This window comes from Pseudarthrobacter sp. RHLT1-30-1, from assembly GCF_059383415.1.
Window position 1 is genome coordinate 14,049 of record NZ_JBWZCG010000032.1, and the last position, 26,197, is coordinate 40,245.

A 26,197-nucleotide genomic window follows, 5' to 3' on the forward strand; every position below is an offset into this window, starting at 1 on the left:
ATTGTGCGGATTGCACTCGCTCAAGTCATTACCGGACGCGATCTTGCCGGAAATCTTGCCCTTGTGGAGGATTATGCGGCCCGCGCCAGGGCCGGCGGCGCGGCGCTCGTGGTGTTCCCCGAGGCCACGATGCGGGCCTTCGGCAACTCGCTGCTGGACATCGCTGAACCGCTGGACGGCCCATGGGCTTCCCGGGTGCGCACCATTGCGGCGGAACAGGACATCGTGATCGTCGCCGGCATGTTCACCCCCGGTGCTGCCGGGGACGGCGCGAAAGTGCGCAACACCCTGCTGGTCACCGGCCGCGGGGTGGCGGCCAGCTATGACAAGATCCACCTCTTCGATGCCTTTGGCTTCGCGGAATCGGACACCGTGGACGCCGGGACGGAGCCCGTCACCTTTGAGTTCGACGGTGTGACGTTCGGCCTGGCCACCTGCTACGACATCCGTTTCCCGGACCTGTTCACCGAGAACGCGGACCGCGGCGCCGAGGTGAACATCGTGTGCGCCTCCTGGGGCTCCGGGCCCGGCAAGGCCGAGCAGTGGAAGCTCCTGGCCCGCGCCCGCGCCGCGGATTCCACCACGCTGGTCCTGGCCTGCGGCCAGGGCGACCCGGCCAGCCAGGGACTCCAGTCCAAGGGCGCGGCGCCCACCGGCGTCGGGCACTCCCTCGTCGTGTCACCGTTCGGCGAGGTCGTGGCGGAGCTCGACGGCGCCCCGGGCCTGCTGTTCGCCGACCTGGACCCCGCCGTCGTGAAGGAAGCCCGCGAAAAACTCCCGGTCCTCGCCAACCGCCACAAGTTCTAGCCGAAGGCATCCGCCGCCAACAACAACCGCCAACCAACGCGGGGTCACTTCGCACCCCCCCCCGGGGACAGGAGGGGCGCGAAAGGACCCCGCGTTGGTTGTGGCCGGTCTTGAGAACCGCTACAGCCCGCTGGTGCTAATTGGAGGCTACTACTTGGCGGCGCGCTGCCGGGAGATCTCGTAGAGGGAGATGCCGACGGCCATGGAGGCGTTGAGCGACTCCATGGCGGAGTCGATCGGGATGGAAACGATCTGGTCGCAGTTTTCGCGGACCAGGCGGCTGAGGCCCTTGCCCTCGGAACCAACGACGAGGCAGACCGGCTCGGTGGCCAGGGCGAGGTCGGGCAGCGAAACGTCGCCGTCGCCGTCGAGCCCCAGAACATAGATGCCCATGTTCTTGAAGGCCTTGAGCGTGTTGTTCAGGTTGGCTGCGCGTGCCACCGGAACACGGACGGCTGCGCCGGCGCTGGTCTTCCAGGCCGATGCGGTGACGCCGACGGAGCGGCGCTCCGGCACGATGACGCCGTGGCCGCTGAAGGCCGAGACCGAGCGGATGATGGCGCCAAGGTTGCGCGGATCGGTGATGCCGTCGAGCGCGACGAAGAGCGGAGCATTGCTGACGTGGCCCTTCTTCCAGCTCTCGAGGGTCTCCTCGGCCAGCTCGAAGGCGTCCTGGTATTCGTACGGCGGGATCTGCAGCACAAGGCCCTGGTGGATGGCGTCGTCGGTCATCCGGTCCAGCTCGGGCTTGCCGGTTTCGAGCAGCGGGATGCCACGTTCGGCGGCCAGCTTGAGGGACTCCTTGACCCGGTCATCCATTTCGATGCGGATGGCTACGTGCAGGGCCTTGGCCGGGATACCGGCGCGCAGTGCCTCGACCACCGAGTTGCGTCCGGTGACGACTTCCTCGGTGGCACGGCCCTTGGGGCCGGAGCGTGCGCCGGCGCTGCGCGGGGCGCCCGGCCGTTTGGCCGCGGAGCGGTCCGCGAGCTGCTTGTTCTTGTGGGCCTTGTGGTAGGGACGGTCCTCCGCCTTGGGAGTGGGACCCTTGCCTTCCAGAGCCTTGCGGCCGTGACCGCCAGTTCCGACGCTGGGGCCCTTCTTCATTTTGACCGACCGGCGACCGTTGTTGGCCATAAGTTTCACCCTTTTAAGTACTTGATTCGTTAATAAGTCTGAACTCCAGTCTACTGACTCGGGTTAAATCCTGAACCGCAGGGTCAGCCGGGGCCCCTTCTGGGCGCCGGAACGGCTCGGGATCGGCGACGGAACGGCTCGGGATCGGCGCCGGATCAGGCTCGTTTGAGGCTCCAGCTTGCGCCGTCCGCGCTGTCCTCGACGACGACGCCGGCAGCCGCGAGCGTGTCCCGGATGGCGTCCGAGGCGGCCCAGTCCTTGTTGGCGCGGGCCAGGGCCCGGGCCGCCAGCTGTGCTTCGACGAGGACGCCCAGGGCAGTGCTGCCCTGTTCGTCAACCGCCGGCCCCGCGGTGGCGCTGATACCCAGCACACGCAGCATGTCGTTGACGCTGAGGAGCGCCTGCCGGGCGGCGTCGAGTTCCCCTGCGGTGAGGGCGGTGTTTCCGGTGCGGACAGTTTCGTGGAGCACCGCCAGGGCCTGCGGGACGTTGAGGTCATCGTCCATCGCGGCCGCGAAAGCGTCCGGGACGATGCCGTAGCTGGCGAAGCCGTAGCGGGCGGGGGTGCTGCCATCGACGCCCGCAAGGGTCCGGACGGCGCGGCCGATGAAGCCGTCGATGCGTTCCATGGCTGCTGCCGCCTCCGACAGGGACGTCGGCTGGTAGTCCAGCACGGAGCGGTACTGCGCCTGGCCGAGGTAGTACCGGACCACCCGCGGCGGCGCGAGTTCCAGCATTTCGGCCGGGCTGACGGTGTTGCCGATCGACTTGGACATCTTTTCGCCGGCGTAGGTGACCATGCCGTTGTGCATCCAGAAATTGGCGAATCCGTGGCCCGCGGCCTGGGACTGGGCCATCTCGTTTTCGTGGTGCGGGAACCTCAGGTCCAGCCCGCCGCCGTGGATATCGAACTCGGTGCCGAGGTACTTCGTGACCATGGCGGAGCATTCGAGGTGCCAGCCCGGCCGGCCGGCGCCCCACGGCGAGGCCCAGCTCGCCGTCGTCGGCTCGCCGTCCTTATGGCCCTTCCAGAGCGCGAAGTCGCGCGGATCCTTCTTCCCCCGGGGGTCGGCGTCGGGAGCCCCCTGCATGTCATCGATCTTCTGCCGGGTCAGCGAGCCGTACTTGGCCCAGGAGCGCACGTCGAAGTACACGTCGCCGGAATCATCCAGGGCGGGGTACGCGTGGCCGCGGTCGATCAGCTGCTGGATCAGCACGTGCATTTCCGGGATGTGGCCGGTGGCGCGCGGCTCATAGGTGGGGCGGGAGACTCCCAGGGTGTCGTAGGCCTTGAGGAATTCCTGCTCGTAGCGGTAGGCCAGCGCCCACCATTCCTCCTCGCGGACCGAGCCCGGCTCGCCCTCAAAGTCAGGGGCGAAGGAATCCGCCGACTTGGCCAGGATTTTGTCGTCAATGTCGGTGACGTTGCGGACCACCGTGACGCGGAACTGCCGGTACTGCAGCCAGCGGGTGAGCTGGTCGAAGGCAATGGCGGAACGGATGTGCCCGACGTGCGGCATGCCCTGCACCGTGGCGCCGCAGTAGTACAGGCTCACTTTGCCCGGAACGAGGGGGACGAAGTCGCGGACTTCGGCGGATGCAGTGTCATAGAAGCGCAGGGTCACCGCTCCAGATTAGCCGATGGGGCTCCGGACCCGGCGTGCGGCCGGCGGTACTACTTGCAGTGCTCGCCGATCTTGTTCAATTGTTCGGTGAGCTGTTTGTCCTGTTCGGCGCTCTTGGCCCCGGGGGACGTGCCGGAGGCCGCTTTCATGATGTCGGCCATCTTCTGGATCGGGGCCGCCACCTCGGGCGCGACCTTGTCCGCGACTTCCTGGTAGTGCTTTGAGATCTGTTCGGCCTGCTGCTGCTGGTTGCCCGTGGGGACGAAGGTGTCCTTGTTCAGGAACGCGCAGCTGTCCGGGATGCTCATTCTCGGGGTCCCGGCGCAGCCGGTGAGCAGCAGTCCGGCCATAAGTACGACGGCGGGCAGCAGCTTTTTCACGGCGGGTCTCCTGGTGTTGTCGAAAGGCATGGGTCCGTTAAGCCTAGGCGACGGACGTCGGGGACGCCGCGCCGGACGGGTAGACGAGGGCCGTCGCCGTGGCCGAGATCCCTTCGCCGCGGCCGGTGAAGCCCAGCCCGTCGCTGGTGGTAGCCGAGACGCTGACCGGGGCGCCCGCTGCCGCGCTTAGGACGCGCTGTGATTCCTCCCGGCGCGGGCCGAATTTCGGCCGGTTGGCAACGAACTGCACGGCAATGTTGCCGATCTCGAAGCCCGCGGCGCGGACGATCCGCGCCGCCTCGGCCAGCAGGGTCACGCCGGAGGCCCCGGCGTACTCCGGGCGGTCGGTGCCGAAGTGCGTGCCGAGGTCACCGACGCCGCAGGCGGAGAACAGGGCGTCGGCGGCGGCGTGGGCGACGGGGTCGCCGTCGGAGTGGCCGGACAGTCCGCGCTCCCCGTCCCACAACAGCCCACCGAGCCAGAGCGGCTGGGGCGCGTCCTCGGGCGCGTAGGCGTGGACGTCGATGCCGATGCCGGTCCGCGGGATGAAGGGCAGCGGGGCGTTCGGGGTTCCGGACATGCTCAGCCTTCGACCCAGCGGGCGCCCAGCGGGCCCTCGAGGAGACCCTCGGCGATGATCAGGTCCAGCGGCGTGGTGATCTTCAGCGACTGGCTGGCGCCGCGCACCGCGTGGACCGGGACACCGAGCAGTTCCACCAGCATGGCGTCGTCGGTGACGGCCGCCGCCTGGCCGGCGTCGAACCCTGACGCGGCCTCGTGGGCCCGCTTCAGGGTGGCCAGCTCAAAGCCCTGCGGCGTCTGCACTGCCCGGAGGGTCTCCCGGGCTGCGGTTCCGGTCACGAGCTCCGGGGCAATGGCGGCGCCGTCGCCGGTTGTCTGGGCCACCGTCTTGACCGTGTCCACCACCGGGATGACCGGGATGACGGCCAGGGCACCGGCCGCAAGGGCGTGGGAGACCCGGCGGAAGACACCCTCGGGCGTCAGGGCACGGGCGGCGTCATGGACCAGGACGGCTTCCGTGGCAGGCAGGAGAGCCGCCAATGCGGCCCGGACCGACTCGGCGCGGGTGGCGCCGCCGTCGACGACAGTCACAACGGGGAGCTGCACGCCGTCATCCGGGGCGCCCGGGTGCCCGCGTTCCGCTTTGAGTTCCTGCTCGAAGGCCGCACAGAGCGCCCGGAGTTCCCGGTCGCCGGGCGGGATGGCGATGCAGATCTGCTGCGCGAGGCCGGCAGCGGCGACACCGCGCAGCGCGTGGGTGAGGATGCTGTCCCCGCCCAGCGGAACCTTGGCTTTCGGCATGCCGTAGCCCAGCCGCTGGCCGGAACCGGCGGCGACGACGATAACCGCGGTGACGGGAGTTCTCGGTGCAGAGTCCATGCGCACAAGCCTACGTCGCAGACCGCCCGTCGAGGTGACAGTTAGCGCCCATGTTCGTCGAGAACATGGGCGTTAAGTGACACCTCGACGGCCGGTCTCCAGGGGCAGGGTCCGACATCGGAGCCGCCCAGCGTGCGGCTGAAAAGCGGCGAAAAGAAACCCCGGCAGCGTTGCGCTACCGGGGTTCGATTCTCGTCTGTTCAATTAGGAAGCCAGGACCTCGTCGAGAACGCTTGCGGCCTTCTCTTCATCAGTCTTCTCAGCAAGCGCCAGTTCTGAAATCAGAATCTGGCGTGCCTTGGCCAGCATGCGCTTCTCCCCTGCGGAGAGACCCCGATCGTGATCGCGGCGCCACAGATCGCGAACGACCTCTGCCACCTTGATGACGTCACCGGAAGCAAGCTTCTCCAGGTTTGCCTTGTAGCGACGTGACCAGTTGGTGGGTTCTTCGGTGAACTCGGCCCGCAGCACTTCAAACACGTGCTCCAGACCTTCTTTGCCCACCACATCCCGGACGCCAACCAGATCAACGTTTTCTGCTGGAACTTCAATGGTCAGATCACCCTGAGCCACCTTGAGCTTGAGATACATCTTCTCTTCGCCCTTGACAGTGCGCATTTTGATTTCTTCAATTTTCGCTGCACCGTGGTGAGGGTAAACTACTGTCTCGCCGACCTCAAAAACCATGTGGACATTCCCCTTTCCCGCAGACCAGTTTATCACGGTTAAGGCATACAACTGCCACGCGATACGCCCAAGAACCGCATGAATACGGGGAAAATGGCCCCAATCGGGCCCCTCCGACCCCTTGACGAACCCGGATAATAGTGCATGCGCGCTCCCTTTGCCAAGAGCGCAGACCCTCCCCGGGCGCCAGCCGGAGTCTCCGCCGACGGCGTTGTGCACGGCTTTGTGTACGGCCGGAATCATCGTTTGGCGGGGATTGCCGATAGGCTATGGCTGAATAATGTTCCAAGACTCTCAAGGGGTGCGTGACGTGGGTTTCACTGCGATGAACCGGGGCCAGCGCGGCAAGCTGGCAATGGCAACGGCTGTTCTGGGCGTCGGCCTGCTGTCCGTAACTGGCTGCAGCTACATCAACCCCCAGGCCACCTCCGCGCAGTACGCTGCTTCGGACGGAACCCAGGCCAGTGTCGGTCCCCTGCAGCTGCGCAACATGATGATCATCTCTGCCGGCGAGGACAAGCCCGGCCGGGTGATCGGCGCTGTCTACAACTCCTCCTCAGAGGATGTGAAGCTGACCATCGCCGGTTCCGGTGGGTCCCAGACCCAGATCCCGGTCAAGCAGAACTCCTACGCGCTGCTCAACGATTCCACCGATGAGGCCATCCTGAGCAGCACGGGCGGAGTTCCCGGATCCCTCGTCGAGGTCAGCATCACCGAGGACGGCACCAACCAGAACGCCAAGGTCAAGATTCCGGTGCTGGACGGCACGATCCCCGACTACAAGCAGTACCTCCCGGCAGGCAGCGAGCCGACAGGTACGGCCACGCCGACGTCGACCCCGTCGCCGACGACCAGCGCGAACCACTAGCGCGAACCACCAGCACACAAAAGGAGGGGCACCCGGTCAGGGTGCCCCTCCATTTTGTCTGTTGTCCGATTGCCGGCCTCCGGGCCCGACGCCCCGCGGGGCCCAGGCCTCCGGGCCCCCACGACTGCCGGGCCCGGGCCCCCACGACTGGACCCTCTGGGGGAGTTAGGGCTCGAACTTGTAGCCCAGCCCGCGGACCGTGATCAGGTGCCGCGGCGCGGAAGGATCCGGCTCAACCTTGCTGCGCAGCCGTTTGACGTGCACATCCAGGGTCTTGGTGTCCCCCACATAGTCCGATCCCCAGACCCGGTCGATCAGTTGCCCGCGGGTCAGGACCCGGCCGGAGTTCCGCAGCAGCATTTCCAGCAGCTCGAATTCCTTCAGCGGCAAGGCGACCTGTTCGCCGCCGACGGTGACCACGTGCCGCTCGATATCCATCCGCACCGGCCCCGCCTGTACGGTGCTGGAGACCAGTTCCTCGGGCTCGCCCTGGCGGCGCAGCACGGCCCGGACCCGGGCCACCAGCTCCCGGGACGAGTACGGCTTGGTGACATAGTCGTCGGCCCCGAGTTCCAGTCCCACCACCTTGTCGATCTCCGCGTCCTTCGCCGTCAGCATGATGACCGGGACGGACGAGCGCTGCCGCAGTTGCCGGCAAACCTCGGTCCCCGACTGTCCGGGCAGCTGCAGATCGAGCAGCACCAGGTCGGCGCCGTTGCGGTCGAATTCGGTGATGGCGTCGAGCCCGTTATCCACCACTTCCACCTCGAACCCTTCCTTGCCCAGTAGGTAGGACAGCGGGTCGCTGAACGACTCTTCGTCCTCGACAATCAGAATCCTGCTCAAGCGGTAGCTCCTTGCTCGTGGACGCCGGCGGCGTCACTTCGTAGTGTTCTGGGATTCTGGGAGGGGCCGTGGGGCGCCGGCTGGCCGTCCGCCCGTGCCGCCTGCTGGCGGGCCGGGGGAACGCCGTCGAGGTCCTGGCCTTCGAGTTCCGGCAGCCGGATGGTGAACGTGGAGCCCTGCCCGGGTTTTGACCACAGGGTCACCTCGCCGCCATGGTTGGCGACCACGTGCTTGACGATACTCAGGCCAAGGCCGGTGCCGCCGGTATGCCGCGACCGGGCGGCGTCGACGCGGTAGAAGCGTTCAAAGACGCGCTCCTGGTCCTCCGGCGAGAGCCCCTCGCCCTGGTCTGTCACCGAGACTGCCACGAGGCCGTCTTTGGTTCGGATGCCCACTCCGACCCGGGTGTTCTCCGGGGAGTAGCGGATGGCGTTGTCGATCAAGTTCCGCAGCGCCGTCACCAGCAGGTCCTGATCGCCATAGACCATCGCGTCCGCGTGACCCCCGACGACGAGTTCGATGTTCTTGGTTTCCGCCGGCAGCTGCGAACGGTCCACGGCCTCGGACACCACCGTGTTGATGTCAACTGCCCGGCCCTGCTGGGCAACGTTGGTGCCCTGCAGCCGGGAGAGTTCGATGATGTCCTGCACGAGAGCGGCCAGCCGGGCGGATTCCTTGTGCATCCGCTGGGCGAAGCGGCGGACGGCGGCCGGGTCATCCGCCGAGGATTCGAGCGCCTCCGCCAGCAGCGAGATGGCCCCTACCGGCGTCTTCAATTCATGCGAGACGTTGGCCACGAAGTCGTTCCGGACTTCCTCGGTACGCGTGAATTCGGTCCGGTCGTCGGCGAGCAGGAGGATGTACTCCTCAGCAACCATGGCCGCACGCACCTGGACAATGATGGTGCCCTGCCCCAGCGGACCGCGCGGCAGTTCCAGCTGCTTTTCCAGGATGACACCGTCGCGCCGCACTTTCGCCGTCATTTCCAGCAGCTGTTCGTGAACCAGCGTGTGCCCGCGGACCAGTCCGTAGGCATAGGCGGCGGGACTGGCTCTGACGACGCCGTCAATCGCGTCCACCACCACGAAGGCCCGGCCGATGACTGCCAGAACCTGGGCGGCACCTTCGGGAATCGACGGATCCTCGAACTCGACGTCCACGAGTTTGCGCTGTTGCTCGCTGACCCGGAACGCGAGCACGCCGAAGACGCCAAGCGACAGGCCGACCAGGCCGGCGATCACGCCGATGAGCATTGGATCCACGGCTCCAGCTTATGCTGTGCCCCGCTTCAGAAACTGACATCTACCGCTATTCCCGCTTCGGTTCAGCTAACGTTCACCTATTGGGGCGTAACAGTTCACTGGACGCTGAAAGACTCGACAGTTGAAGCGCCGACAGGTGAACAGAAACGGACCGGTCACTTTGGTGGCCGCCATTTCCGAGGAAAGGACGCACACGTGCGCAAGGTTTTTCAGGAAGAGCTCGCCCAGGTAGGGGAACAGCTCGTCGAAATCTCAAAACTGGTCAGTGAGGCCATTGAGAAAGCGACGACAGCCTTCGCCGGCGCTGACATCGATCTGGCCGAGGACGTCATCGCGGCCGACGCGCGGATCGATTTCCTGCAGAACAGCCTCGATGAGCGCGCCATCGACATCCTCGCCCTGCAGGGCCCCGTGGCGAGCGACCTGCGCATGATCGTGGGTTCCCTGCGGATGAGCGCCTCGCTGGAGCGGATGGGCGACCTCGCCCGCCACGTCGCCCAGCTCGCGCGTCTCCGTTATCCGGCCACGGTGGTTCCCGTCCAGCTGCGTGAGACATTCAACAGCTTCGCGGAGCAGGACCTGCTGATCGCCGAGAAACTCACCGTACTGCTGGAGACCCGGGACCTCGGTGTGGCCCGGGACATCATGAAGGCCAACGCTGCCGTGAACGAGCTGCACCTGAGCGTCTTCAAGGCGATCGCCCGCAGCGACTGGCAGGAGTCCCCCGCGACGACCGTCGACGTCGCCCTCGCCAGCCGCTACTTTGAGCGTTTCGCGGACCACGGCGTCTCTGTGGCGCAGAAGGTCACCTATCTGGTCACCGGCGCCTGGCAGCCGAGCGCCATCGAACACAGCTAGCATTGTCCCCCGGCGTCTCAACAGCGCTGGACAGCAGAACCTACGACGCCGGCCGGTCACCTTGAGAGGTGGCCGGCCGGCGTCGTTCATTCTGGTCAGGTGGAGCGCTACTTCTTGCCCTGGTTCGCGACGGCCAGGATGGCTTCGGCGGCGGCGTCGGGATCAAGGTAGGTGCCGCCCGGGTTCAGCGGCTTGAAGTTGTCGTCGAGCTCATAGACGAGCGGGATGCCGGTGGGAATGTTCAGCCCGGCGATCGCTTCGTCGCTGACGCCGTCAAGGTGCTTGACGAGGGCGCGCAGCGAGTTGCCGTGGGCCGTCACCAGGACCGTCTTGCCGGCTTTGAGGTCTTCCTTGATATCCGATTCCCAGTAGGGCAGCAGGCGGACCAGGACGTCCTTGAGGCACTCGGTGCGCGGCAGTGCGTCACCAAGGCCCGCATAACGCGGATCCTTCGCCTGGGAGAACTCGGAATCATCGGCCAGGGGCGGCGGCGGGGTGTCGTACGAGCGGCGCCAGGTCATGAACTGCTCTTCGCCGTACTCGGCGAGGGTCTGGGCTTTGTCCTTGCCCTGCAGTGCACCGTAGTGGCGTTCGTTGAGCCGCCAGTCCCGCTTCACCGGGATCCAGCCGCGGTCAGCCTTCTCGAGCGTCATGTTGGCGGTGTTGATGGCCCGCTTCAGCAGCGACGTGTACACGATGTCCGGCAGGATGTTGTGCTCCACGAGAAGCTCGCCGCCGCGGATCGCCTCGGCACGGCCCTGGTCGTTGAGGTCAACGTCCACCCAGCCGGTGAACAGGTTCTTGGCGTTCCATTCGCTGTGGCCGTGGCGCAGCAGAATCAGCTTGTAAGTCATGGTTTTCATCCTAGCGGAGCGATCCCGACCGGCGCCGAGCGTTACACCGCCCCCGCCACACTCCAACGCGGGGTCACATATAGCCCATCCCGGGCCGCTCCATGGGCTGGATCCGACCCCGCGTTGGAGGATCGCGGTGGAGGGATAGTGTTGGCTTGTGGTGCAGAAGGCTGAGCGGGTGACGCCCCCGCAGACCCATGTCATGGAAAAACGCGGCGTGGAAAAACACGGCGTGGCGAGGAACGGACCGCGCGCCGGCCGGCCGGTGGGCAACATTACCCGCGGCACCACCAACCCCAACCGGATGCGGCGGCTGGACCGCTGGCTGACCGGGCCGCAGGCCTGGCGGCTGCGCACGGCGGCCGATCCCCTCGTGGTGGATCTGGGCTACGGCGCCTCGCCGGCCACCGCCGTCGAACTCTTCGACCGGCTGTCCGTCATCCGGCCCGACGTCCGCGTCGTCGGTGTGGAAATCGAGCCGGAACGGGTCCGCCTGGCCAAGGAACTCGAACGGCCCGGGCTGAGCTTCCAGCTGGGCGGCTTTGAGCTGCCCGTGCCGGGCCGGCCCGTCCTGGTGCGGGCGTTCAATGTGCTGCGGCAGTACGAGGAAGCCGACGTGGCGGCCATCTGGCGGCTGGTGCAGGGGCGGCTGGCCCCGGAGGGACTGTTCATTGACGGCACCTGTGACGAGATCGGCCGCCGGGTCACGTGGGTGGCGCTCGACGCCGAGCGGCCCCTGAGCCTGAGCTTGTCCATGCGGTTCGGAAGTTTTGTCCTGCCGTCGGAAGTGGCCGAGCGGCTGCCGAAAGCCCTGATCCACCGGAACGTGCCGGGCGAGCGGATCCGGGACTTCCTGCAGGCAATGGACAAGTCCTGGCTGGAGGCTGCCCCGCTCGGCTCGTTCGGCAGCCGGCAGCGCTGGACGGCTATGTGCCGTTCACTGCGCGACGGCGGCTGGCCGGTCCAGGACGGCCCGTCCAGGTGGCGGCTTGGCGAGCTGACGGTGGGCTGGGACGCCGTAGCGCCGGGTGGTGCCTAACCGGGCAGGTGGGCCCACGCCGGCAGGGTTCCCTGAGCGAGCTTGCGAGCTGAGGGGGCCGGGTGGGGACTACCAGGGGCCGTAGGGACCCGCGTTGCGGTTCCCGCCGCGGCCCGCATCGTTGACGGCCGGGCGGACGTCGGCGAGGTAGACGGACGCTGCCGTCACGGCGACGAGTCCGAAAAGTCCCAGCGGTCCCAGGATGCCGCCTCCGCCGCCGCCTAACAGGGAGAGCACCCCCACCGCGAGGGCGCCGCCGGTAAGGGCCAGCCAGAACGTCTTGGTGCGTTTGGACACGGCTTCAAAGGCGTTCCCCTTGTGCCGCACGCAATCGAAAAACGCCCAGACTTCAAGGGCCAGGGCTACGAGGGCCAACAGAAAATAGATCCCGGTCTCGACATACTCAATTAGCGCTCTTCCGTCCATCACCCCAGCCTAGCGGCCCAAGCCCGCGAGGGCCTGCTCCAGGTCCGCCCAGAGGTCCTCGACGTTTTCAATCCCGACGCTCAGCCGGACGAGGTTGTCCGGCACACTGAGAGGTTCGGCCGTATGCCGCCGGCGCCGTTCGATCAGGGACTCGACGCCGCCCAGCGAGGTGGCCGGCAGCCACAGCTTCAGGGCCCGGATCATCCGGTCCGCCGCGTCCGCCCCGCTGAGGCCGTCGCCGCTGTCTCTGCCCCCGGCGGTAGGTGCCATTTCAATGCACAGGATCGAGCCGAAGCCCTTCATCTGGCTCTTGGCCCGTTCGTGGCCGGGATCCGAGGCCAGGCCCGGGAACCGGATGCTGCTGACGCGGGGGTGCGTGCTCAACCGTTCGGCCAGTACCGCCGCCGAGGCCTGCGAACGCTCGACCCGAAGGGCCAGGGTGCGCAGGCCCCGCAGCGCCAGCCAGGCCTCGAAGGGTCCGGCGATCCCGCCGTGGATGGTGCGGTGGTGTAGCAGCGCGGCGCGGAGCCCGGCGTCGGATGTCACCAGGGCTCCCAGCACGACGTCAGAATGACCGGAGAGGTACTTTGTCACCGAATGCAGGACGACGTCGGACCCCAGGGCCAGGGGCTGCTGCACGAGCGGGGTGGAGAAGGTGTTGTCCGTGACGACGACGGCGCCGGCCCGGTGCGCGGCGGCGGTCAGGGCGCGGATGTCCGCGACGCCCAGCATCGGGTTGGTGGGGCTCTCCAGCCAGAGCATGCTGGCGGGCCGCCCGTCCGCCGGCGAGAGCTCCGCCAGGACGGCGTCGGTGTCGGCGATGTCCACCGTGCGCAGTTCCAGGAAGCCCTTCTCGGCGAGTTCGGTGGCCATCACCAGGGATCCGGCGTAGCTGTGCGAGGGCATCACCAGCACTCCCCCGGCCGGAACCAGCGAGAGGGCTGAACTGACGGCGGCGAGGCCGGAGGCGTAGAGCAGGCCGGGGAGTTCGGCGCCCTCAAGCTGGCCGAGGGCTTCCTCGAACGGGTCCCAGGTGGGGTTGGAGTACCGCCCGTAGCCGCGGTCGCCGTCGCCCAGCGGTCCCGTGCCGAAATAGGTGGAGGACAGCACCAGCGGAGGGTTCACCGGCGCATCGCGTTCACGCGGCGGGCGGCCCGCCGCCACAACGACCGTTTCTGCGGAGAGCGAGGCTGCCTGTTGTTCGGAAAGACTCATGGTCACAGGGTACTTTGGTGCCGGGCAGGGCGCCCACGTCATGACGCCCGGGCACATTTCTGTCAGGGATTGTCGGTAGGCTAGAGCAGTGAGTACCCAGAACCCCGGACTGTTTATCGCTTTCGAGGGCGGCGACGGTGCCGGCAAGTCCACGCAGGCAGCCGAGCTGGCAGCGGCCCTCGAATCCCGCGGCCTCACAGTGCTGCGGACCCGCGAGCCGGGCGGCACCCCGCTCGGTGAAAAACTGCGCTCCCTCGTCCTGGACCACGGCCACGGCCACATCGACGCGCACACCGAGGCCCTGATTTTTGCGGCCTCCCGCGCCGCCCACGCCAGCCAGGTTATCCGCCCTGCCCTGGACCGCGGCGAGGTCGTCCTCTCCGACCGCTACATTGATTCCTCGGTCGCCTACCAGGGCGCCGGCCGGAACCTGGGCACCGACGCCGTCCGCGACATCAATGACTGGGCCACCTCAGGCCTTACTCCGGATCTCACCGTGCTGCTCGACGTCGATCCCGCGGTCGGCCGCCGCCGGCGCACTGCGGGAGACGCGGCCGAGGACCGGCTGGAATCCGAGGCAGACGAGTTCCACGGCAGGATCCGGACCGCTTTCCTCGAGCTCGCCGCGGGCCGGCCGGAGCAGTATCTTGTCCTTCCCGCCCACCTCCCGGTCGATGAATTGGCCGCGCGGATCCTCGAGCGCGTCGAACCGCTCCTCGCCCTGCCCCGGGGCGTGACTGCATGAATGTCTGGGACGACCTCCAGGGCCAGCCCGCCGTCGTGGCCCAGCTAACACAGGCAGCCCAGGGTGAAGGGCTGACCCATGCGTGGCTGTTCACGGGACCGCCGGGTTCGGGCCGGTCCAACGCGGCGAAGGCCTTCGCCGCCGCCTTGAACTGCGACCAGGAAGATATCAGCCTGCGCGGCTGCGGCGAATGCGCGGCCTGCCTGACGATTCTGGGCGAAACACACTCCGACGTTGCCTTTGTCCGCACCGAAAAGGTCACGATCACCATCGACGAAGCCCGCGAGCTCGTCTCCACTGCCGGAAACCGGCCGGCTTCGGCGCGCTGGCGCATCATCGTCGTCGAGGACGCGGACCGGATGGCGGAGCGCACCACCAATGTCCTGCTCAAGGCGATCGAAGAACCCACTCCACGCACCATCTGGATGCTGTGCGCGCCCTCCCCCGCCGATGTCCTGGTCACCATCCGCTCCCGCTGCCGCTCGGTAGCCCTGCGGCTGCCGCCCGCGGCCGACGTCGCCGCCCTGCTGGTCAAGCGCGACGGCGTGGATCCGGGGGTCGCCGAACGTGCGGCCCGCGCGGCGCAAAGCCACGTCGGGATCGCCCGCCGGCTGGCACGGGACCCGCAAGCCCGCGAGCGGCGGCTCGAAACAGTGCGCTTCCCCCTCAGCCTCCGCGGGGTGACCGCCGCGGTCCTGATGGCGGAGAAGCTCGTCAAGATCGCCACCGAGGAAGCCAACAGCTCCAACGACGAGCGGGACGCGGCCGAAAAGATCGCCCTGCTCGCCACCCTCGGTGCGCCCGAAAGCGGCACGCTACCGCCGGCCATGCGGGGCCAGGTCAAGCAGCTCGAGGACGACCAGAAACGCCGCGCCAAGCGTTCCGTGACGGACTCCCTCGACCGCACCCTGACTGATCTGCTGTCCTTCTACCGGGATGTGCTGATCATCCAGATGGGGAACGCCGTGGAGCTGGTCAACGTTGAACTCAGGACTGAACTCGCTGAGTTCGCGCAACATTCCTCCGCCGAAGCCACACTGGCCCGCATGGACGCCATCAACAAGGCCCGGACACGGATTACGACGTCGAACGTGGCTCCGCTGCTGGCGATCGAGTCCATGGCGGCCAGCCTCATCTGAGGGATGATTAGGTGACCACCCGGGTGCACCGGCCATCCCCCCAGTTCCCATCCTCCAAGGAGAACCGCATGAAGTCTGCACGAGCAGTGCCCGCCAGATCCCGATCCGTTGTGGTCGGCATGCGGGCAGCAGGCGCCATGGCCCTGGCCATGGTGCTCTCCTCGTGCAGCCTGTTCGGCGGTGACAGCGGCGCAAAAACCTCCCGCACCCCCGATCCGCAGATCGCTTCCGCCGCGCCGGCCGAGCTCCGCAGCTACTACACCCAGCAGGTCGACTGGACCCCCTGCGAGACTGACTTCAAATGCGCCAACATCAAAGTCCCCCTGGACTACAGCAAGCCGGACGGCGGCAGCATCGAAATCGCGGCGCTCAAGCTGTCCACGAAGGGAACCAGCCAGGGCAGCCTGCTCATCAACCCGGGCGGACCCGGCGGCTCCGGCTACAACTTTGTCAAGGACGCCGGCGCCACCCACTTCTCGGAAAAGCTTCGCGCCAACTTTGACATCGTGGGCTTCGACCCCCGCGGCGTCCAGCGTTCAGCCCCGGTCACCTGCCTGACAGACCAGGAACGCGATGCCTCCCGAGCGAAGATCTACGCCCTGAACACAAACGCCGGCCTGGCCGAGGCCCTGGCGGACAACACCGTGATCGCCGCCAAGTGCGAGGAAAAGACCGGGCCGGTGCTGGGGCAGATCGACACCGTCAGTTCCGCCAAGGACCTGGACATCCTGCGCGCGGCGCTGAACGACACAAAGCTCAACTACATGGGGTTCTCCTATGGGACATTCCTCGGCTCAACGTACGCCTCGCTGTTCCCCGACACCGTCGGCAGGATGGTCCTGGACGGCGCGATGGACCCGTCCCTCAGTTACGAGGAGCTCACCAGCGGCCAGGCCAAAGCCTTTGAAAAGGCACTCCGCGCCTATGTGGAACACTGCCTCCCGGCCGGGGGCTGCCCGCTGAGCGGAAGCGTCGACGACGGGATCCAGCAGATCCAGAACCTGATCGCGGCCGTGGAGGCAACCCCCATGCGCGCCAAGGACGGCCGGCCGGTCTCAGCGTCCACCCTGGTCACGGGCATGATCGTGCCGCTGTACAACGACGACAACTGGCCGCTGCTCACGCAGTCCCTCACCGCGATCCTGAAAAACGACGCGACGCCGTTCCTGAGGCTGGCCGACTTCAACGCCGAGCGGGAACCCGACGGCAGCTACTCCTCGAACAGCACCTTTGCCTTCACCGCGATCAACTGCCTGGACCACCCGATGGTGACGGACACCGCCGGAATGCGCGCGGACGAGCAGCAGCTGCAGGCGGATTCGCCGACCTTCGGCAAGTACTTCGCCTACGGCGGCACCAACTGCAAGGACTGGCCGTACAAGAACGTCCGGACCCCGGCGCCGGTGGAATACAAGGGTTCAACCGACATCGTCGTGATCGGCACCACGGGCGACCCGGCCACACCGGTGGAATGGGCCAGTTCGCTGCGCAAGCAACTGGGGCAGGCCTCGCTGCTGACCTGGCAGGGTGAGGGCCACACTGCCTACGGCCGCTCCAACGACTGCATCGGCAATGCCGTGGACGGCTACCTCGTCGACGGCAAGACCCCTGCGGACAACACGGTCTGCTGAGGCGTTCACCACTCATTTTGACCCGGGCCGGAGGACTCTACTACAGTTGTCTCTGGCATGAAGCGCCCGGGTTGCCCGGTCACTTCAGGCGGTTGCTTCCTTAGCTCAGTTGGTAGAGCGTCTCACTCGTAATGAGAAGGTCGCCAGTTCGATTCTGGCAGGAAGCTCTGGTCTCCAAATCTATCGGCCCCGGCGCAGTCGTCGGGGCCGTTTCTTTTGCCCCGCCAAGGGTGGGTCTGCCCCCAGCGAAGTAGAAGGCACCTCGTTGCCTGGATAAAGCCCGCCGCCGGCCGCCTGGCGCGCCGGCGAATTGCCCGAGGCCCGTATCTCCTTCCAGGGCAAAGGAACCGTGCTGCATGATTGGCCTGCCACCGGAAGGCTGTCTGGCAGAACGCTGGCCCTTGGTCCCTTGCTCTTCGACGGAAGGTCCGCGAGTCTGGGCGAATGGGCCGGCCCCACCGAAACCTGACAGCCCGCGAGCGGGCGAGGTTCTTTGCCCTGCCCGGCTCCGGCCGGCGGTTCGTCTGGGGTCCGGTGATCGGCTTCGGACTGGTCAGTCTCGCCGCTGACGTCGTCTCGGACGGCGCACGGCCGCTGGCCGGCCCCCTGCTCGCCCAGTTGGGTGCCTCCGCGCTGCTCGTCGGCCTCGTCACGGGCGGCGCCGAGGCCGCGGCGCAGGGCCTCCGGCTGGTGTTCGGGCCCTGGGCAGACCGGACCCGCAAGTACTGGACGTTCACGCTGGCGGGTTACGCGCTCACCGCTGTCTGCGTGCCGCTGCTCGCCGTGGCGCCCCGGGCTGGAGAGGCCGGACTGGTCCTGGCAGCAGTTCTGATCATCGGGGACCGGGTCGGGAAAGCGGTCCGCAGCCCGGCCAAGAATGTGCTGCTGGCCGCGGTCGCCAAGCCCGTCGGCCGCGGCCGCGGCTTCGCCGTGCACAAGTCCCTTGACCTCGTCGGAGCCCTGGTGGGTCCGGTCCTGGTCGCCGCAGTACTCGCAGCCACGGGAAACCTGCAAATGGCCTTCGCGGTGCTGGCTGTTCCGGCGGCGGGGGCTTTGGTCCTGCTGTTCTGGCTGCGCCGCCGGGTGCCGGGTCCCGGCCGTGGCCCCGGCCAGCCGGCGTCCCCCGGCGCCCCCGACGCCCTCGAGGGCCAACACGCCGCCGTCGAACCGGCGCCCCCGGCCCGCCGGCCGGCGTCGCTGTTCACGGGCAGTTTTGCCCTGTTCGCCGTCGCGGCCTTCTTCTGGAGTGCCGGGCTGGTGGCCTTCGGGGTCATTTCGTTCCACCTCACCACGACGGCGGCCGTTCCCGTGGCCGTCGTCCCGCTGCTGTACGCGGGCGCGATGGCCGCGGCGTCACTGGGCGCCCTGGCCACCGGCGTCCTCTACGACCGTTCGGGCGCCTGGGTGCTCCTGGCCCTCCCCCCGTTGATCGCCACGGTACCGGCGCTGGCCCTGGCGCCGGCCGCCGGGCTGGCGTTTTCCGGTGTCCTGGTCTGGGGCACCGCGCTGGGAATCCAGGACTCGACGGTCAAGGCGCTGGTCGCGGATCTGGTCCCGGAACGGCGCCAGGGCACGGCCTACGGGGTTTTTGCAGCCTTCGAAGGCGCCGGAGCGCTGGCAGGCGGGGCACTGTACGGCGCGTTTTACGACACCCGTCAGCTGTTGATCGCGGCGGTAGCGGTCCTGCAGCTGATCGCTTTTGCGGTGCTGATACTGGCACTCCGCAGGGCCCGCCGCCCCTCGTGGCAGCCGTAGGGGAGCGATCCGCCGTCGTACATCATCGGGTGGGCTGCGCGGCGCGACGACGCTCACCGCTCCGGAGCACGATCTTGCGGAGCTCGTCGAACCACAGCACGGTCGAGGCCATGGCGGCGCAGACGGCCCACTGGCCCGGCTCCAGTGACGCTGTCCCGAAGGCACGCTGCAGGAACGGCAGTTCGACGACGGCCACCTGCAGCACCGCGGCCAGGAGCACGGACCCCCAGAGCCATTTGTTCACGAACAGCCGGCGGAAGGCCGTCGTCGTCTCCGAACGGGAATTGAACGCGTTGAACAGTTGCGCGAACACCAGGGTGGTGAAACCCGCGGTCCGTGCGACCTCGAGCGAATCGGTGCCGCCCGGGACCACGCCGCCGGGCAGGAAGATATCGATGGTCAGCAGCGACACGACACCCATCACCAGGCCGATACTCAGGATGCCCAGCCACATCCGGGTGCCGAGGATGCGTTCGTTGCGTTGGCGGGGACCGCGCGCCATCACGTCGTCAATTTCAGGGTCGATGCCCATCGCGAGTGCCGGGCCGGAGTCAGTCACGAGATTGATCCACAGGATCTGGGTGGCCAGCAGCGGTACCGCGATTTCGCCGGCGCTGGCCCCGGACAGGCCCATGGCGCCGGCGAACACCACGCCGAGGAAAACCGTGAACACTTCGCCCATGTTCGAGGACAACAGGTAGCGCAGGAATTTCTTGATGTTCTCGAAGATGACCCGGCCCTGGTGCACCGCCGAGACGATGGTGGCGAAGTTGTCGTCGGCCAGGATCATGTTGGCGGCCTCCTTCGTGACCTCGGTGCCGGTGACACCCATGGCGATGCCGATGTCCGCGGTTTTCAGGGCCGGCGCGTCGTTGACGCCGTCCCCGGTCATCGCCACCACGTTGCCGTGGGCCTGCAGGGCGGTGATGATCTGCAGTTTGTTCTGCGGCGCCACCCGCGCGTACACCGAGGTGTCCCGGGTGAGCGCGCGCAGGCCGTCCTCGTCCAGTTCGTCCAGTTCGGCGCCCGTGACTGCCCGCTCGCCCGGCGCGGAGATCCCCAGATCACTGGCGATCCGCGCGGCACTGAGCGGGTGGTCCCCGGTGATCATCACGACGCGGATGCCGGCCCGCCGCGCTTTGGCCACCGCAACCGCCGCCTCGGCCCGGGGCGGATCCAGGATCCCGACAACCCCGATGTACACGAGCGTGCTCTCGTCGTCCTCGTCGAGGACGTCCACTTCGTGGCGGTCCGCCTCGGTGTACTGCCGGTAGGCCACGCCGAGGGTGCGGTAGGCCTGGGCGGAGAGCTCCTCGATGTCGTCCAGCGCACGCGCGCGCCGGCCGTCATCCAGCGGGACAACCTCCCGGCCGAGCTGCAGTCCGGTGCAGCGTTCCAGGAGGACGTCCGGTGCGCCCTTGGTGACCAGCGCCAGGGTGCCGCCCTCCCGGTGGTGGGCCAGCGCGGACATCAGTTTCCGCTCCGACGTGAACGGGACTTCGCCGCGCCGGTCGAACTCCCCTACCCGGTCCGTAACGCCTTCCAGCTTCCGGGCAGCGACGAGGAACGCCGCCTCCGTGGGGTCGCCCTGAATCTCCCAGTCGCCGTCGTGCTCCCGAAGTTGCGCGTTGTTGGCGAAGGAGCCGCCGGCCAGGACCATAAGCGATTCCTGGAGCAGTGCGGGATCCCGCAGTTCCTGCCCGTTGTGGAGCACGCCGCCTTCCGGCCGGTAGCCAACACCGGTGAGCTCTACCAGGCCGGAGGCGGTGATGATCCTGGCGATGGTCATCTCGTTGCGGGTGAGGGTTCCGGTCTTATCCGAGGCGATGACGGAGGCGGAGCCCAGAGTTTCCACCGAGTGCAGCTTCTTAACGACAGCCTGGCGTTTGGCCATGTTCTGGACGCCGATCGCGAGGACGACGGACAGGATGGCTGGCAGGCCTTCGGGCACCGCCGCCACCGCGAGCGAGACCCCCAGCAGCAGGACGGCCACGAGGCCGCTCAGCGAGGACACCCCGTTGACGGCGATGATGGTGGCCATCACGACGACGGCGATCGCGACCACGGTGATGCCGAGCAACTTGCTGACGCCCGCGATTTCCTGCTGCAGCGGCGTGGGCGCGTCCTCTGCGGCGGCCAGCATCCCGGCGATCGCGCCGACTTCCGTGTCCATCGCGGTTCCGGTGACGACACCACGGCCCACACCCCGGGCGACGGAGGTCCCCTTGAAGACCATGTTGAGCCGGTCACCGAGGACGACGGTGCCGCTCAGGGTGCTGGGGTCCTTGAAAACGGGCATGCTCTCGCCGGTCAGCGAGGACTCGGCGACGCCAAGGGAGCTTGCCGTGATTAGCCGGGCATCGGCGCCGACGGAATCGCCCTCGTTCAGGACCAGGATGTCTCCCGGCACCAGCTCCGCGGACGGCACCGTTTTCAGGTCACCGTCGCGCAGCACCATGGAATTCGCCGCCGTCATCAGCCGCAGTGCGGCGACGGCGCTCTCGGCTTTGTTCTCCTGGACAAAGCCGAGGACGCCGTTGAAAAGGACCACGGCACCGATCACAATGGCATCAACCGGCACCCCCGCGGCACCTTCCACAGCCCAGGCGAGGACCGAGATGGCAATGGCGGCCAGCAGCAGGTAGATCAGCGGGTCCTGGAATTGCCGCAGGATCTTCCGCCACAGCGCCACGGGCGGGGCGGACGTGAGCTCATTGGCGCCATAGATTCCGAGTCGTTTTTCCGCCTCTCCGGTGGCCAGACCGGTCTCGGGGTCGACGTCGAGTGCGTGCAGGGCTTCCGTAGCCCGTCGGAGGTGCCATGGCAGGGCAGCGGTGTTGCCAGGTCCTGCCCCCGGCACCGGCTGGTTCAACGTGACCAGACGGACGCGGCGCCGGAGTGTCCCGTGATGATGCTCTGGTAGATGAAGAAGGCCCCGGCAGCCGCCGCGACGACCAGAAGGGCCACCCGGACGCCGCGGTTGGTCCGAAGCCGGCCCAGAAAGGCGAAACGCCGGCCGACCGGCTCAAAGCTCACGATCAGAGCCGCCGCGACGACCACGAAAAACAGCACAGAAACGGCCTTCAGAACGTCGCCCTGTTCAGCATGTTCCCGGACCAGGGCCGAGGCGGGGCGGGACTTCTCGAGTTGCTCGCCGGCCTGCGCCGTGAGCAGGGACAACGGAACGAGCCCCAGGGACAGCACCGCCAGCGGCCAGGCCAGGTAGTGCCGCCACCGAGGCACCGCGGCATAGGCAATCGCAGCAAGCCCGGCGATGGGCGCGAGAACCACGACCGCGTGAATGAGCAGGACATGGGCCGGCAGGCCAGCTATTTCGATCATTTGTTCCCGTTTCTCCGCGTATCTGCCCGGCAGCGGCGGCATCGCCGGGGCGGGGCTTCTATGATTCTTGCATGGCAGAGCAGTGGCTGGCGGACGTTGCGGCACGGCTCTACGCCCTGCCGTTCGATGAATTCGTCGCTGCCCGGACAGCCGCCGCCAAGGAAGTTTCCGCCGAGAAGGGCCAGCGCTCCCGTGCCGCGGACGTCCGCTCGCTGGCCAAGCCGTCGGTGGCCGCGTGGACGGTGAACATGCTCGCGTCCCGGCGGCCGGAGATCCTCCGGGATCTCACCGGGCTGGGGCAGTCGATGCGGGCCGCGCAGGCCTCCCTCGATGCCCCGGAACTCCGCCGGTTGGGAATCGAACGCCGCCAACTCCTGGGCGGCGCGGTCAAGGCAGCCAGGGCGGTCACCGAAGAACAGGGACGAAAGCTCAGCGCGGCAATCGCGGCCGACGTGGAAGAGACGTTGCGCGCGGCGACGGCGGATGCGGGAGCCGCGGCTGCCGCGCGGTCCGGCCGGCTGCTCCGGAGCCTGTCCGCCGACGGGGTCGATGTCGTGGACCTTACAGCTGCCGTTGCGCTGCCGGATCTGCTGCCTCCGGCACCGGCACCGCCGGTACCGGTGCCGGGAGGGCCCGGGCCGGTCCCGCCCGCGCCACTCCCGCCCAGCGCCCGGAACGAACAGGAGCAGCCCCGGTTGCGGGCCGTCCGGCAGGAGCCCCGCAAATCCACCCCCTCGGCCCTGGTGCGTGCCCGGACGGCGCTTGAAGAGGCGGAAGAGTCAGCCCGGGCGGCCGCGGGAGAAGCCCTGCGGCATCAGCAGGAACTTGCCGCGGCCGACGCCCTGGCCATGGAACTCTCCGAGACCGTGCGAAGCCTGCGGCAGCAGCTTGCCGGGCGCGAACAGGAGCTCAAAGCAGCCAGGAAACGGCGCGAACTGTCAGCCGCCCATGCACAGCAGACCACACGGGCTGCCGCCAAAGCCAGACGGACCGAGGACCTCGCGCGGGAACGGGTGCTGCGGTTGGGCAACACGCCGGACTGATGACCTGGGAGTGTCGTAGGCCGGCTGCACACTTAATTTATGGAAATGAACCAGTGCTTTGAAGTCACGTATTTGGACACGGACTGCGGCCGCATCCGGGCCGAGACCTTCGATAACCTTTCCGACGCCGAACGCTTCGCCAGCCGCCGGGCCGCAGACGAGCACGGCTGGGCCATCGTCGACGCGGTGCCCGTCAAGGAAAGCCGCAAGGCCGCGTAAGCTCCCCCAGCTTGCAGTGCGCGGCGGCCACGCTCCCTTATCCAAGCCCGGGAAAGCGGGGTGGAGCCGGTCCCAGGCATGGGCGGGGACCTCGACAATGGCTTCGTCCCGGCGAAGAATTGTACCGGGCGGTCCCTTCTCGGCGACCACCTCCGGTGGAGCCGTTGAGCCGATCTGCGAGGAGAATCGTGGGCAATTTCCTGGTCTATCTTGATACGTCCGAGGTGCGGCCAGGGAAGCTTGACGAGCTGAAAGCCGCCATGGCGGAACTCGCGGGTTTCGTCGAAGCGAATGAGCCACGGATCGTGGCCTACAACGTCTATTTCTCGGGCGGCGGCAGCCGGATGAGCGTCCTTCACCTCCACCAGGACTTAGCGTCGCTGGAAATTCACCTGGAGGTCGCCGGCCCGCGATTCACACCTATTGCGCCTCTCATCCAGCTTTTGACTATCGACATTTTCGGTGCGGTAAGCGAGGAAGTAAGGAAACAGCTCACGGCGAAGGCTCAACTGCTGGGCGGCGGGACCGTGACCATCCACGACCTTGGCTCAGGGTTCGCCAGGAGAGGACGGGCTCCGGCTCGCCGCCGCTAGCCTGGACCGCGGAAGCTCCCGGACTGCAGCAGGGCCTCCACCCGGTGCGGGTAAAGGCCCTGCTGCAGTTGACGACGGCGGTCCGCCGGCTCTTTCTTCGGCTTGGCTTACGCGAAGTCGGAGACTGCCGGATCGGCGCCGATGCGGCCGGCGCCCTCGGCCGAGTTGTCCATGCCATTGATGGCCTGCAGGTCGGTCTCGTCCAAGCTGACATCCAGCGCGGCGTAGTTCTCGCGGATGCGGGCTTCCGTGACGGACTTGGGGATAACAACGTTGCCGATGGCCAGGTGCCAGGCAATGACAACCTGCGCCGGTGTGGCGTCATGCTTGGCTGCGATCTGGCCGATGACCGCACTCTCCAGCAGCTCGCCCCCCTGGCCCAGCGGTGACCATGCCTGGGTGAGGATGCCCTGGGAGGCGTTGAACTCCCGCAGCTCGGCCTGGTTGAAGAAGGGGTGCAGTTCGATCTGGTTGATGGCCGGCACGACGCCGGTCTCGTCAATCAGGCGCTGCAGGCCTTCCTTGGTGAAGTTGGAGACACCAATGGTCTTGACGCGGCCCTGCTTCTGCAGCTCGATGAGAGCCTTCCAGGTGTCCACGTACTTGTCCTGCTTGGGCTGCATCCAGTGGATCAGGTACATGTCCAGGGTCTCCAGGCCGAGGCGCTCCATGGATTCCTCGAAAGCCTTCAGCGTTGACTCGTAGCCCTGGTCCGCGTTCCACAGCTTGGTGGTGATGAAAATTTCCTCGGGCTTGAGGCCTGAGCGCTCGATCGCCCGGCCCACCCCGGCTTCATTGCCATAGATCTTGGCGGTGTCGATGTGGCGGAAGCCTGCCTCAAAGGCCTGGACGACCACCTTCTCGGCGACGTCGTCTTCAACCTGCCACACGCCGTAGCCAAGCTGGGGGATGGTGTTGCCGTCATTGAAAGTCAGTACCGGAGAAAAAGTCATCCACCTATCCTGCCAATGCACGCCCCGGACCGCCAGCGAACCGGAGGGCGCTAAGCTAGGCGCTTAACCGGGAATTTCAGGCCACGCCCCGGGAATTGCAGGCCGCTGGCCGTGAATTTCGAGCCAGGGGCCGGACCGCTCAGCCCTTGGCCCCCGCCTCGGAGAGCCGGCGTTCGGCGTCGTTTACCTGCTCCAGCACCGACGCGGCACGGCGCCGCACCGACTCCGCGCCTGCGGGGGCCGGGCCGAGCGAGAGCCGGAGCATGGCGGCCGCTTCGGCTGTGGTGGCCAGGGAGTTGCCGGCTGTCGACAGGGCGCGGTGTACTCCGGCGAGGCTTCCCGGAATGTCGAGTCCCTCGCTGGGGGCGCGCCGCTGGGCCGCCACGCAGACCTGCCGGACCCGCCCGGAGAGCGCGGACAGTTCGTTGCCGATCTCCAGGAGCTGGGCGTAGAGCGCCTCGTCCTCCACACCTTCGAGTATCTGGTGGTAGCGGTCGAGGCCGCGGATGAATCGGTCGTGGGCTCGGCGCCACAGGCCCTTGCCGAGTTCGGCGTCGTCTTTCCGTCCTTGCCGTGCGGCGCTGAAGAATCCCAACGGTGCCTTAGAGGTATTGCCCTGGACCGTGGTCCGGGTCTGCGGGGACGGGAGGTTGCGAGGGATCCGCGCCGGGCCTTGGCGCCGCGGCGCGCTGGGGCTCCCCGTTTTCGCCGATGATCACGCCGGGCGCGATTACCGTTCCGGGCGGCAACTGGCGGAGCTGGGCCTGGGCGGCGGCGTGCTCGCGGGCGGCATGCTGCGCCGCGAGGGCGGTCTGAATGCCGTGGAAGAGGCCCTCCAGCCAGCCGACCAGCTGGGCCTGGGCGATCCGCAGCTCGGCATCCGACGGGGTTCCGTCCGCGGGGAAGGGCAGGGTGATCCGTTCCAGCTCCTCGACCAGTTCCGGCGCCAGGCCGTCCTCGAGTTCCTTGATCGAGCGTTCATGGATTTCGGCCAGCCGGGCCCGTGCGGCGTCGTCGAGCGGGGCGGATTTCACTTCGTCCAGGAGCTGCTTCATCATCGTGCCGATCCGCATCACCTTTCCGGGTTCGTCAACGAGATCCTGCAGCTGGCTGGGCCTGGCCCGCCCACCGGCGGCTGCCGCGGCCGTACGGCGGGGCCCGGGCTGTCCCTGTCCGGCGGGCTGGGCTGGCTGGGAGTCCAAGGCGGTGCCCTCGACCGGGACATCGACGGCGGCCTGAGTGTCGTGTGGATCGCTCATGGCTTCATACTCTCACGAGCCCGGAACCAGACAGCGGAGGGGGGGGGGGGGGGGGGGGGGGGGGGGGGGGGGGGGGGGGGGGGGGGGGGAGGGGGGGGGGGGGGGGGGGAGAA

27 protein-coding genes and 1 tRNA gene are annotated in these 26,197 nt (G+C 67.6%); 12 read left to right on the forward strand and 16 right to left on the reverse strand.

Going from position 1 to position 26,197, the window contains the following annotated elements; all coding sequences use genetic code 11:
* Positions 1-3: 3 nt before the first annotated feature.
* Complete coding sequence (locus tag AC50YM_RS18015) at positions 4-807, forward strand: carbon-nitrogen hydrolase family protein (RefSeq protein ID WP_494958320.1); 804 nt, start codon at positions 4-6, stop codon at positions 805-807.
* Between the two features lie 150 nt (positions 808-957).
* Here AC50YM_RS18015 and rlmB read toward each other — a convergent pair whose 3' ends face one another.
* The 6 genes from rlmB to AC50YM_RS18045 all read right to left on the reverse strand — a co-directional run bounded on the left by rlmB (position 958) and on the right by AC50YM_RS18045 (position 6,037).
* Complete coding sequence (rlmB, locus tag AC50YM_RS18020; RefSeq protein ID WP_494958321.1) at positions 958-1,944, reverse strand: 23S rRNA (guanosine(2251)-2'-O)-methyltransferase RlmB; 987 nt, start codon at positions 1,942-1,944, stop codon at positions 958-960.
* A 155-nt stretch (positions 1,945-2,099) separates the two neighbouring features.
* Entirely contained in the window at positions 2,100-3,569 is a 1,470-nt protein-coding gene (gene cysS, locus AC50YM_RS18025; protein ID WP_494958322.1) for a cysteine--tRNA ligase, read from the reverse strand.
* Positions 3,570-3,619: 50 nt separating this feature from the next.
* Complete coding sequence (locus AC50YM_RS18030; RefSeq protein WP_494958323.1) at positions 3,620-3,979, reverse strand: hypothetical protein; 360 nt, start codon at positions 3,977-3,979, stop codon at positions 3,620-3,622.
* Between the two features lie 13 nt (positions 3,980-3,992).
* Complete coding sequence (gene ispF, locus AC50YM_RS18035) at positions 3,993-4,529, reverse strand: 2-C-methyl-D-erythritol 2,4-cyclodiphosphate synthase (RefSeq protein WP_494958324.1); 537 nt, start codon at positions 4,527-4,529, stop codon at positions 3,993-3,995.
* Positions 4,530-4,531: 2 nt separating this feature from the next.
* Positions 4,532-5,350: an IspD/TarI family cytidylyltransferase gene (locus AC50YM_RS18040; RefSeq protein WP_494958325.1), complete on the reverse strand. Its 819-nt coding sequence runs from the start codon at positions 5,348-5,350 to the stop codon at positions 4,532-4,534.
* A 204-nt stretch (positions 5,351-5,554) separates the two neighbouring features.
* On the reverse strand, positions 5,555-6,037 hold the full coding sequence (locus tag AC50YM_RS18045) for a CarD family transcriptional regulator (protein ID WP_024367191.1): 483 nt from the start codon (positions 6,035-6,037) through the stop codon (positions 5,555-5,557).
* Positions 6,038-6,362: 325 nt separating this feature from the next.
* Between AC50YM_RS18045 and AC50YM_RS18050 the strand changes: the two genes are divergently transcribed.
* Positions 6,363-6,905 (forward strand): hypothetical protein, encoded by a 543-nt coding sequence (locus tag AC50YM_RS18050; protein WP_494958343.1) that lies wholly within the window; start codon positions 6,363-6,365, stop codon positions 6,903-6,905.
* A 165-nt stretch (positions 6,906-7,070) separates the two neighbouring features.
* On the opposite strand, the gene AC50YM_RS18055 is transcribed toward AC50YM_RS18050, so the two are convergent.
* On the reverse strand, positions 7,071-7,751 hold the full coding sequence (locus tag AC50YM_RS18055) for a response regulator (protein WP_494958326.1): 681 nt from the start codon (positions 7,749-7,751) through the stop codon (positions 7,071-7,073).
* Entirely contained in the window at positions 7,748-9,004 is a 1,257-nt protein-coding gene (locus AC50YM_RS18060; RefSeq protein WP_494958344.1) for a sensor histidine kinase, read from the reverse strand. The genes AC50YM_RS18055 and AC50YM_RS18060 overlap by 4 nt, the downstream gene beginning before the upstream one ends.
* 204 nt (positions 9,005-9,208) lie before the next feature.
* Here AC50YM_RS18060 and phoU point away from each other — a divergent pair, with 204 nt between their 5' ends.
* The gene (gene phoU, locus AC50YM_RS18065; RefSeq protein ID WP_494958327.1) at positions 9,209-9,871 is read left to right on the forward strand and encodes a phosphate signaling complex protein PhoU; all 663 of its coding nucleotides are present in this window, start codon (positions 9,209-9,211) and stop codon (positions 9,869-9,871) included.
* A 107-nt stretch (positions 9,872-9,978) separates the two neighbouring features.
* Here phoU and AC50YM_RS18070 read toward each other — a convergent pair whose 3' ends face one another.
* The gene (locus AC50YM_RS18070) at positions 9,979-10,725 is read right to left on the reverse strand and encodes a phosphoglyceromutase (RefSeq protein WP_494958328.1); all 747 of its coding nucleotides are present in this window, start codon (positions 10,723-10,725) and stop codon (positions 9,979-9,981) included.
* A 202-nt stretch (positions 10,726-10,927) separates the two neighbouring features.
* Between AC50YM_RS18070 and AC50YM_RS18075 the strand changes: the two genes are divergently transcribed.
* Positions 10,928-11,764, forward strand: a complete 837-nt coding sequence (locus tag AC50YM_RS18075) for a class I SAM-dependent methyltransferase (protein ID WP_494958345.1) — start codon at positions 10,928-10,930, stop codon at positions 11,762-11,764.
* Positions 11,765-11,833: 69 nt separating this feature from the next.
* On the opposite strand, the gene AC50YM_RS18080 is transcribed toward AC50YM_RS18075, so the two are convergent.
* The gene (locus AC50YM_RS18080; RefSeq protein ID WP_494958329.1) at positions 11,834-12,190 is read right to left on the reverse strand and encodes a DUF2516 family protein; all 357 of its coding nucleotides are present in this window, start codon (positions 12,188-12,190) and stop codon (positions 11,834-11,836) included.
* Positions 12,191-12,199: 9 nt separating this feature from the next.
* Positions 12,200-13,405, reverse strand: a complete 1,206-nt coding sequence (locus tag AC50YM_RS18085; protein WP_494958330.1) for a trans-sulfuration enzyme family protein — start codon at positions 13,403-13,405, stop codon at positions 12,200-12,202.
* Between the two features lie 88 nt (positions 13,406-13,493).
* On the opposite strand from AC50YM_RS18085, the gene tmk reads away from it, so the two are divergent.
* The 5 genes from tmk to AC50YM_RS18110 all read left to right on the forward strand — a co-directional run bounded on the left by tmk (position 13,494) and on the right by AC50YM_RS18110 (position 18,675).
* The gene (gene tmk / locus AC50YM_RS18090) at positions 13,494-14,150 is read left to right on the forward strand and encodes a dTMP kinase (RefSeq protein WP_494958331.1); all 657 of its coding nucleotides are present in this window, start codon (positions 13,494-13,496) and stop codon (positions 14,148-14,150) included.
* Positions 14,147-15,289 (forward strand): DNA polymerase III subunit delta', encoded by a 1,143-nt coding sequence (locus AC50YM_RS18095; RefSeq protein WP_494958332.1) that lies wholly within the window; start codon positions 14,147-14,149, stop codon positions 15,287-15,289. The genes tmk and AC50YM_RS18095 overlap by 4 nt, the downstream gene beginning before the upstream one ends.
* Before the next feature lie 68 nt (positions 15,290-15,357).
* Positions 15,358-16,920, forward strand: coding sequence for an alpha/beta hydrolase (locus AC50YM_RS18100; protein ID WP_494958333.1), 1,563 nt, complete (start codon positions 15,358-15,360; stop codon positions 16,918-16,920).
* 94 nt (positions 16,921-17,014) lie between these two features.
* Positions 17,015-17,087, forward strand: a tRNA-Thr gene (locus AC50YM_RS18105).
* 277 nt (positions 17,088-17,364) lie between these two features.
* Positions 17,365-18,675 carry an MFS transporter gene (locus AC50YM_RS18110; RefSeq protein ID WP_494958334.1) on the forward strand — a complete coding sequence of 437 codons (1,311 nt, stop codon included), beginning with the start codon at positions 17,365-17,367 and terminating at the stop codon, positions 18,673-18,675.
* Positions 18,676-18,697: 22 nt separating this feature from the next.
* Here AC50YM_RS18110 and AC50YM_RS18115 read toward each other — a convergent pair whose 3' ends face one another.
* Together AC50YM_RS18115 and AC50YM_RS18120 are read right to left on the reverse strand one after the other, a co-directional pair.
* The gene (locus AC50YM_RS18115; RefSeq protein WP_494958335.1) at positions 18,698-21,535 is read right to left on the reverse strand and encodes a cation-translocating P-type ATPase; all 2,838 of its coding nucleotides are present in this window, start codon (positions 21,533-21,535) and stop codon (positions 18,698-18,700) included.
* Between the two features lie 8 nt (positions 21,536-21,543).
* A complete protein-coding gene (locus AC50YM_RS18120) occupies positions 21,544-22,017 on the reverse strand; it encodes a hypothetical protein (protein ID WP_494958336.1) in 474 nt (157 codons plus the stop codon).
* 71 nt (positions 22,018-22,088) lie between these two features.
* On the opposite strand from AC50YM_RS18120, the gene AC50YM_RS18125 reads away from it, so the two are divergent.
* The 3 genes from AC50YM_RS18125 (at position 22,089) to AC50YM_RS18135 (ending at position 23,872) form a co-directional block, all read left to right on the forward strand.
* Positions 22,089-23,060, forward strand: coding sequence for a hypothetical protein (locus AC50YM_RS18125; RefSeq protein ID WP_494958337.1), 972 nt, complete (start codon positions 22,089-22,091; stop codon positions 23,058-23,060).
* Between the two features lie 39 nt (positions 23,061-23,099).
* Positions 23,100-23,279, forward strand: coding sequence for a hypothetical protein (locus AC50YM_RS18130; protein ID WP_494958338.1), 180 nt, complete (start codon positions 23,100-23,102; stop codon positions 23,277-23,279).
* A 188-nt stretch (positions 23,280-23,467) separates the two neighbouring features.
* On the forward strand, positions 23,468-23,872 hold the full coding sequence (locus AC50YM_RS18135) for a hypothetical protein (RefSeq protein WP_494958339.1): 405 nt from the start codon (positions 23,468-23,470) through the stop codon (positions 23,870-23,872).
* Between the two features lie 107 nt (positions 23,873-23,979).
* Here AC50YM_RS18135 and AC50YM_RS18140 read toward each other — a convergent pair whose 3' ends face one another.
* The 3 genes from AC50YM_RS18140 to AC50YM_RS18150 all read right to left on the reverse strand — a co-directional run bounded on the left by AC50YM_RS18140 (position 23,980) and on the right by AC50YM_RS18150 (position 26,084).
* Positions 23,980-24,825, reverse strand: a complete 846-nt coding sequence (locus AC50YM_RS18140) for an aldo/keto reductase (RefSeq protein ID WP_494958340.1) — start codon at positions 24,823-24,825, stop codon at positions 23,980-23,982.
* Positions 24,826-24,964: 139 nt separating this feature from the next.
* Positions 24,965-25,420 carry a hypothetical protein gene (locus tag AC50YM_RS18145; protein ID WP_494958341.1) on the reverse strand — a complete coding sequence of 152 codons (456 nt, stop codon included), beginning with the start codon at positions 25,418-25,420 and terminating at the stop codon, positions 24,965-24,967.
* A 7-nt stretch (positions 25,421-25,427) separates the two neighbouring features.
* Entirely contained in the window at positions 25,428-26,084 is a 657-nt protein-coding gene (locus tag AC50YM_RS18150; RefSeq protein WP_494958342.1) for a bacterial proteasome activator family protein, read from the reverse strand.
* Positions 26,085-26,197 lie beyond the last annotated feature (113 nt).

Coding starts and splice junctions, on each gene's coding strand:
- rlmB (WP_494958321.1), bottom strand. CDS start 1,944: ATGGCCAACAACGGTCGCCGGTCGGTCAAAATGAAGAAGGGCCCCAGC.
- AC50YM_RS18030 (WP_494958323.1), bottom strand. CDS start 3,979: ATGCCTTTCGACAACACCAGGAGACCCGCCGTGAAAAAGCTGCTGCCC.
- ispF (WP_494958324.1), bottom strand. CDS start 4,529: ATGTCCGGAACCCCGAACGCCCCGCTGCCCTTCATCCCGCGGACCGGC.
- AC50YM_RS18040 (WP_494958325.1), bottom strand. CDS start 5,350: ATGGACTCTGCACCGAGAACTCCCGTCACCGCGGTTATCGTCGTCGCC.
- AC50YM_RS18045 (WP_024367191.1), bottom strand. CDS start 6,037: ATGGTTTTTGAGGTCGGCGAGACAGTAGTTTACCCTCACCACGGTGCA.
- AC50YM_RS18050 (WP_494958343.1), top strand. CDS start 6,363: ATGAACCGGGGCCAGCGCGGCAAGCTGGCAATGGCAACGGCTGTTCTG.
- AC50YM_RS18060 (WP_494958344.1), bottom strand. CDS start 9,004: ATGCTCATCGGCGTGATCGCCGGCCTGGTCGGCCTGTCGCTTGGCGTC.
- AC50YM_RS18070 (WP_494958328.1), bottom strand. CDS start 10,725: ATGACTTACAAGCTGATTCTGCTGCGCCACGGCCACAGCGAATGGAAC.
- AC50YM_RS18075 (WP_494958345.1), top strand. CDS start 10,928: ATGGAAAAACGCGGCGTGGAAAAACACGGCGTGGCGAGGAACGGACCG.
- AC50YM_RS18080 (WP_494958329.1), bottom strand. CDS start 12,190: ATGGACGGAAGAGCGCTAATTGAGTATGTCGAGACCGGGATCTATTTT.
- AC50YM_RS18085 (WP_494958330.1), bottom strand. CDS start 13,405: ATGAGTCTTTCCGAACAACAGGCAGCCTCGCTCTCCGCAGAAACGGTC.
- AC50YM_RS18095 (WP_494958332.1), top strand. CDS start 14,147: ATGAATGTCTGGGACGACCTCCAGGGCCAGCCCGCCGTCGTGGCCCAG.
- AC50YM_RS18100 (WP_494958333.1), top strand. CDS start 15,358: ATGAAGTCTGCACGAGCAGTGCCCGCCAGATCCCGATCCGTTGTGGTC.
- AC50YM_RS18110 (WP_494958334.1), top strand. CDS start 17,365: ATGGGCCGGCCCCACCGAAACCTGACAGCCCGCGAGCGGGCGAGGTTC.
- AC50YM_RS18120 (WP_494958336.1), bottom strand. CDS start 22,017: ATGATCGAAATAGCTGGCCTGCCGGCCCATGTCCTGCTCATTCACGCG.
- AC50YM_RS18125 (WP_494958337.1), top strand. CDS start 22,089: ATGGCAGAGCAGTGGCTGGCGGACGTTGCGGCACGGCTCTACGCCCTG.
- AC50YM_RS18130 (WP_494958338.1), top strand. CDS start 23,100: ATGGAAATGAACCAGTGCTTTGAAGTCACGTATTTGGACACGGACTGC.
- AC50YM_RS18140 (WP_494958340.1), bottom strand. CDS start 24,825: ATGACTTTTTCTCCGGTACTGACTTTCAATGACGGCAACACCATCCCC.
- AC50YM_RS18150 (WP_494958342.1), bottom strand. CDS start 26,084: ATGAGCGATCCACACGACACTCAGGCCGCCGTCGATGTCCCGGTCGAG.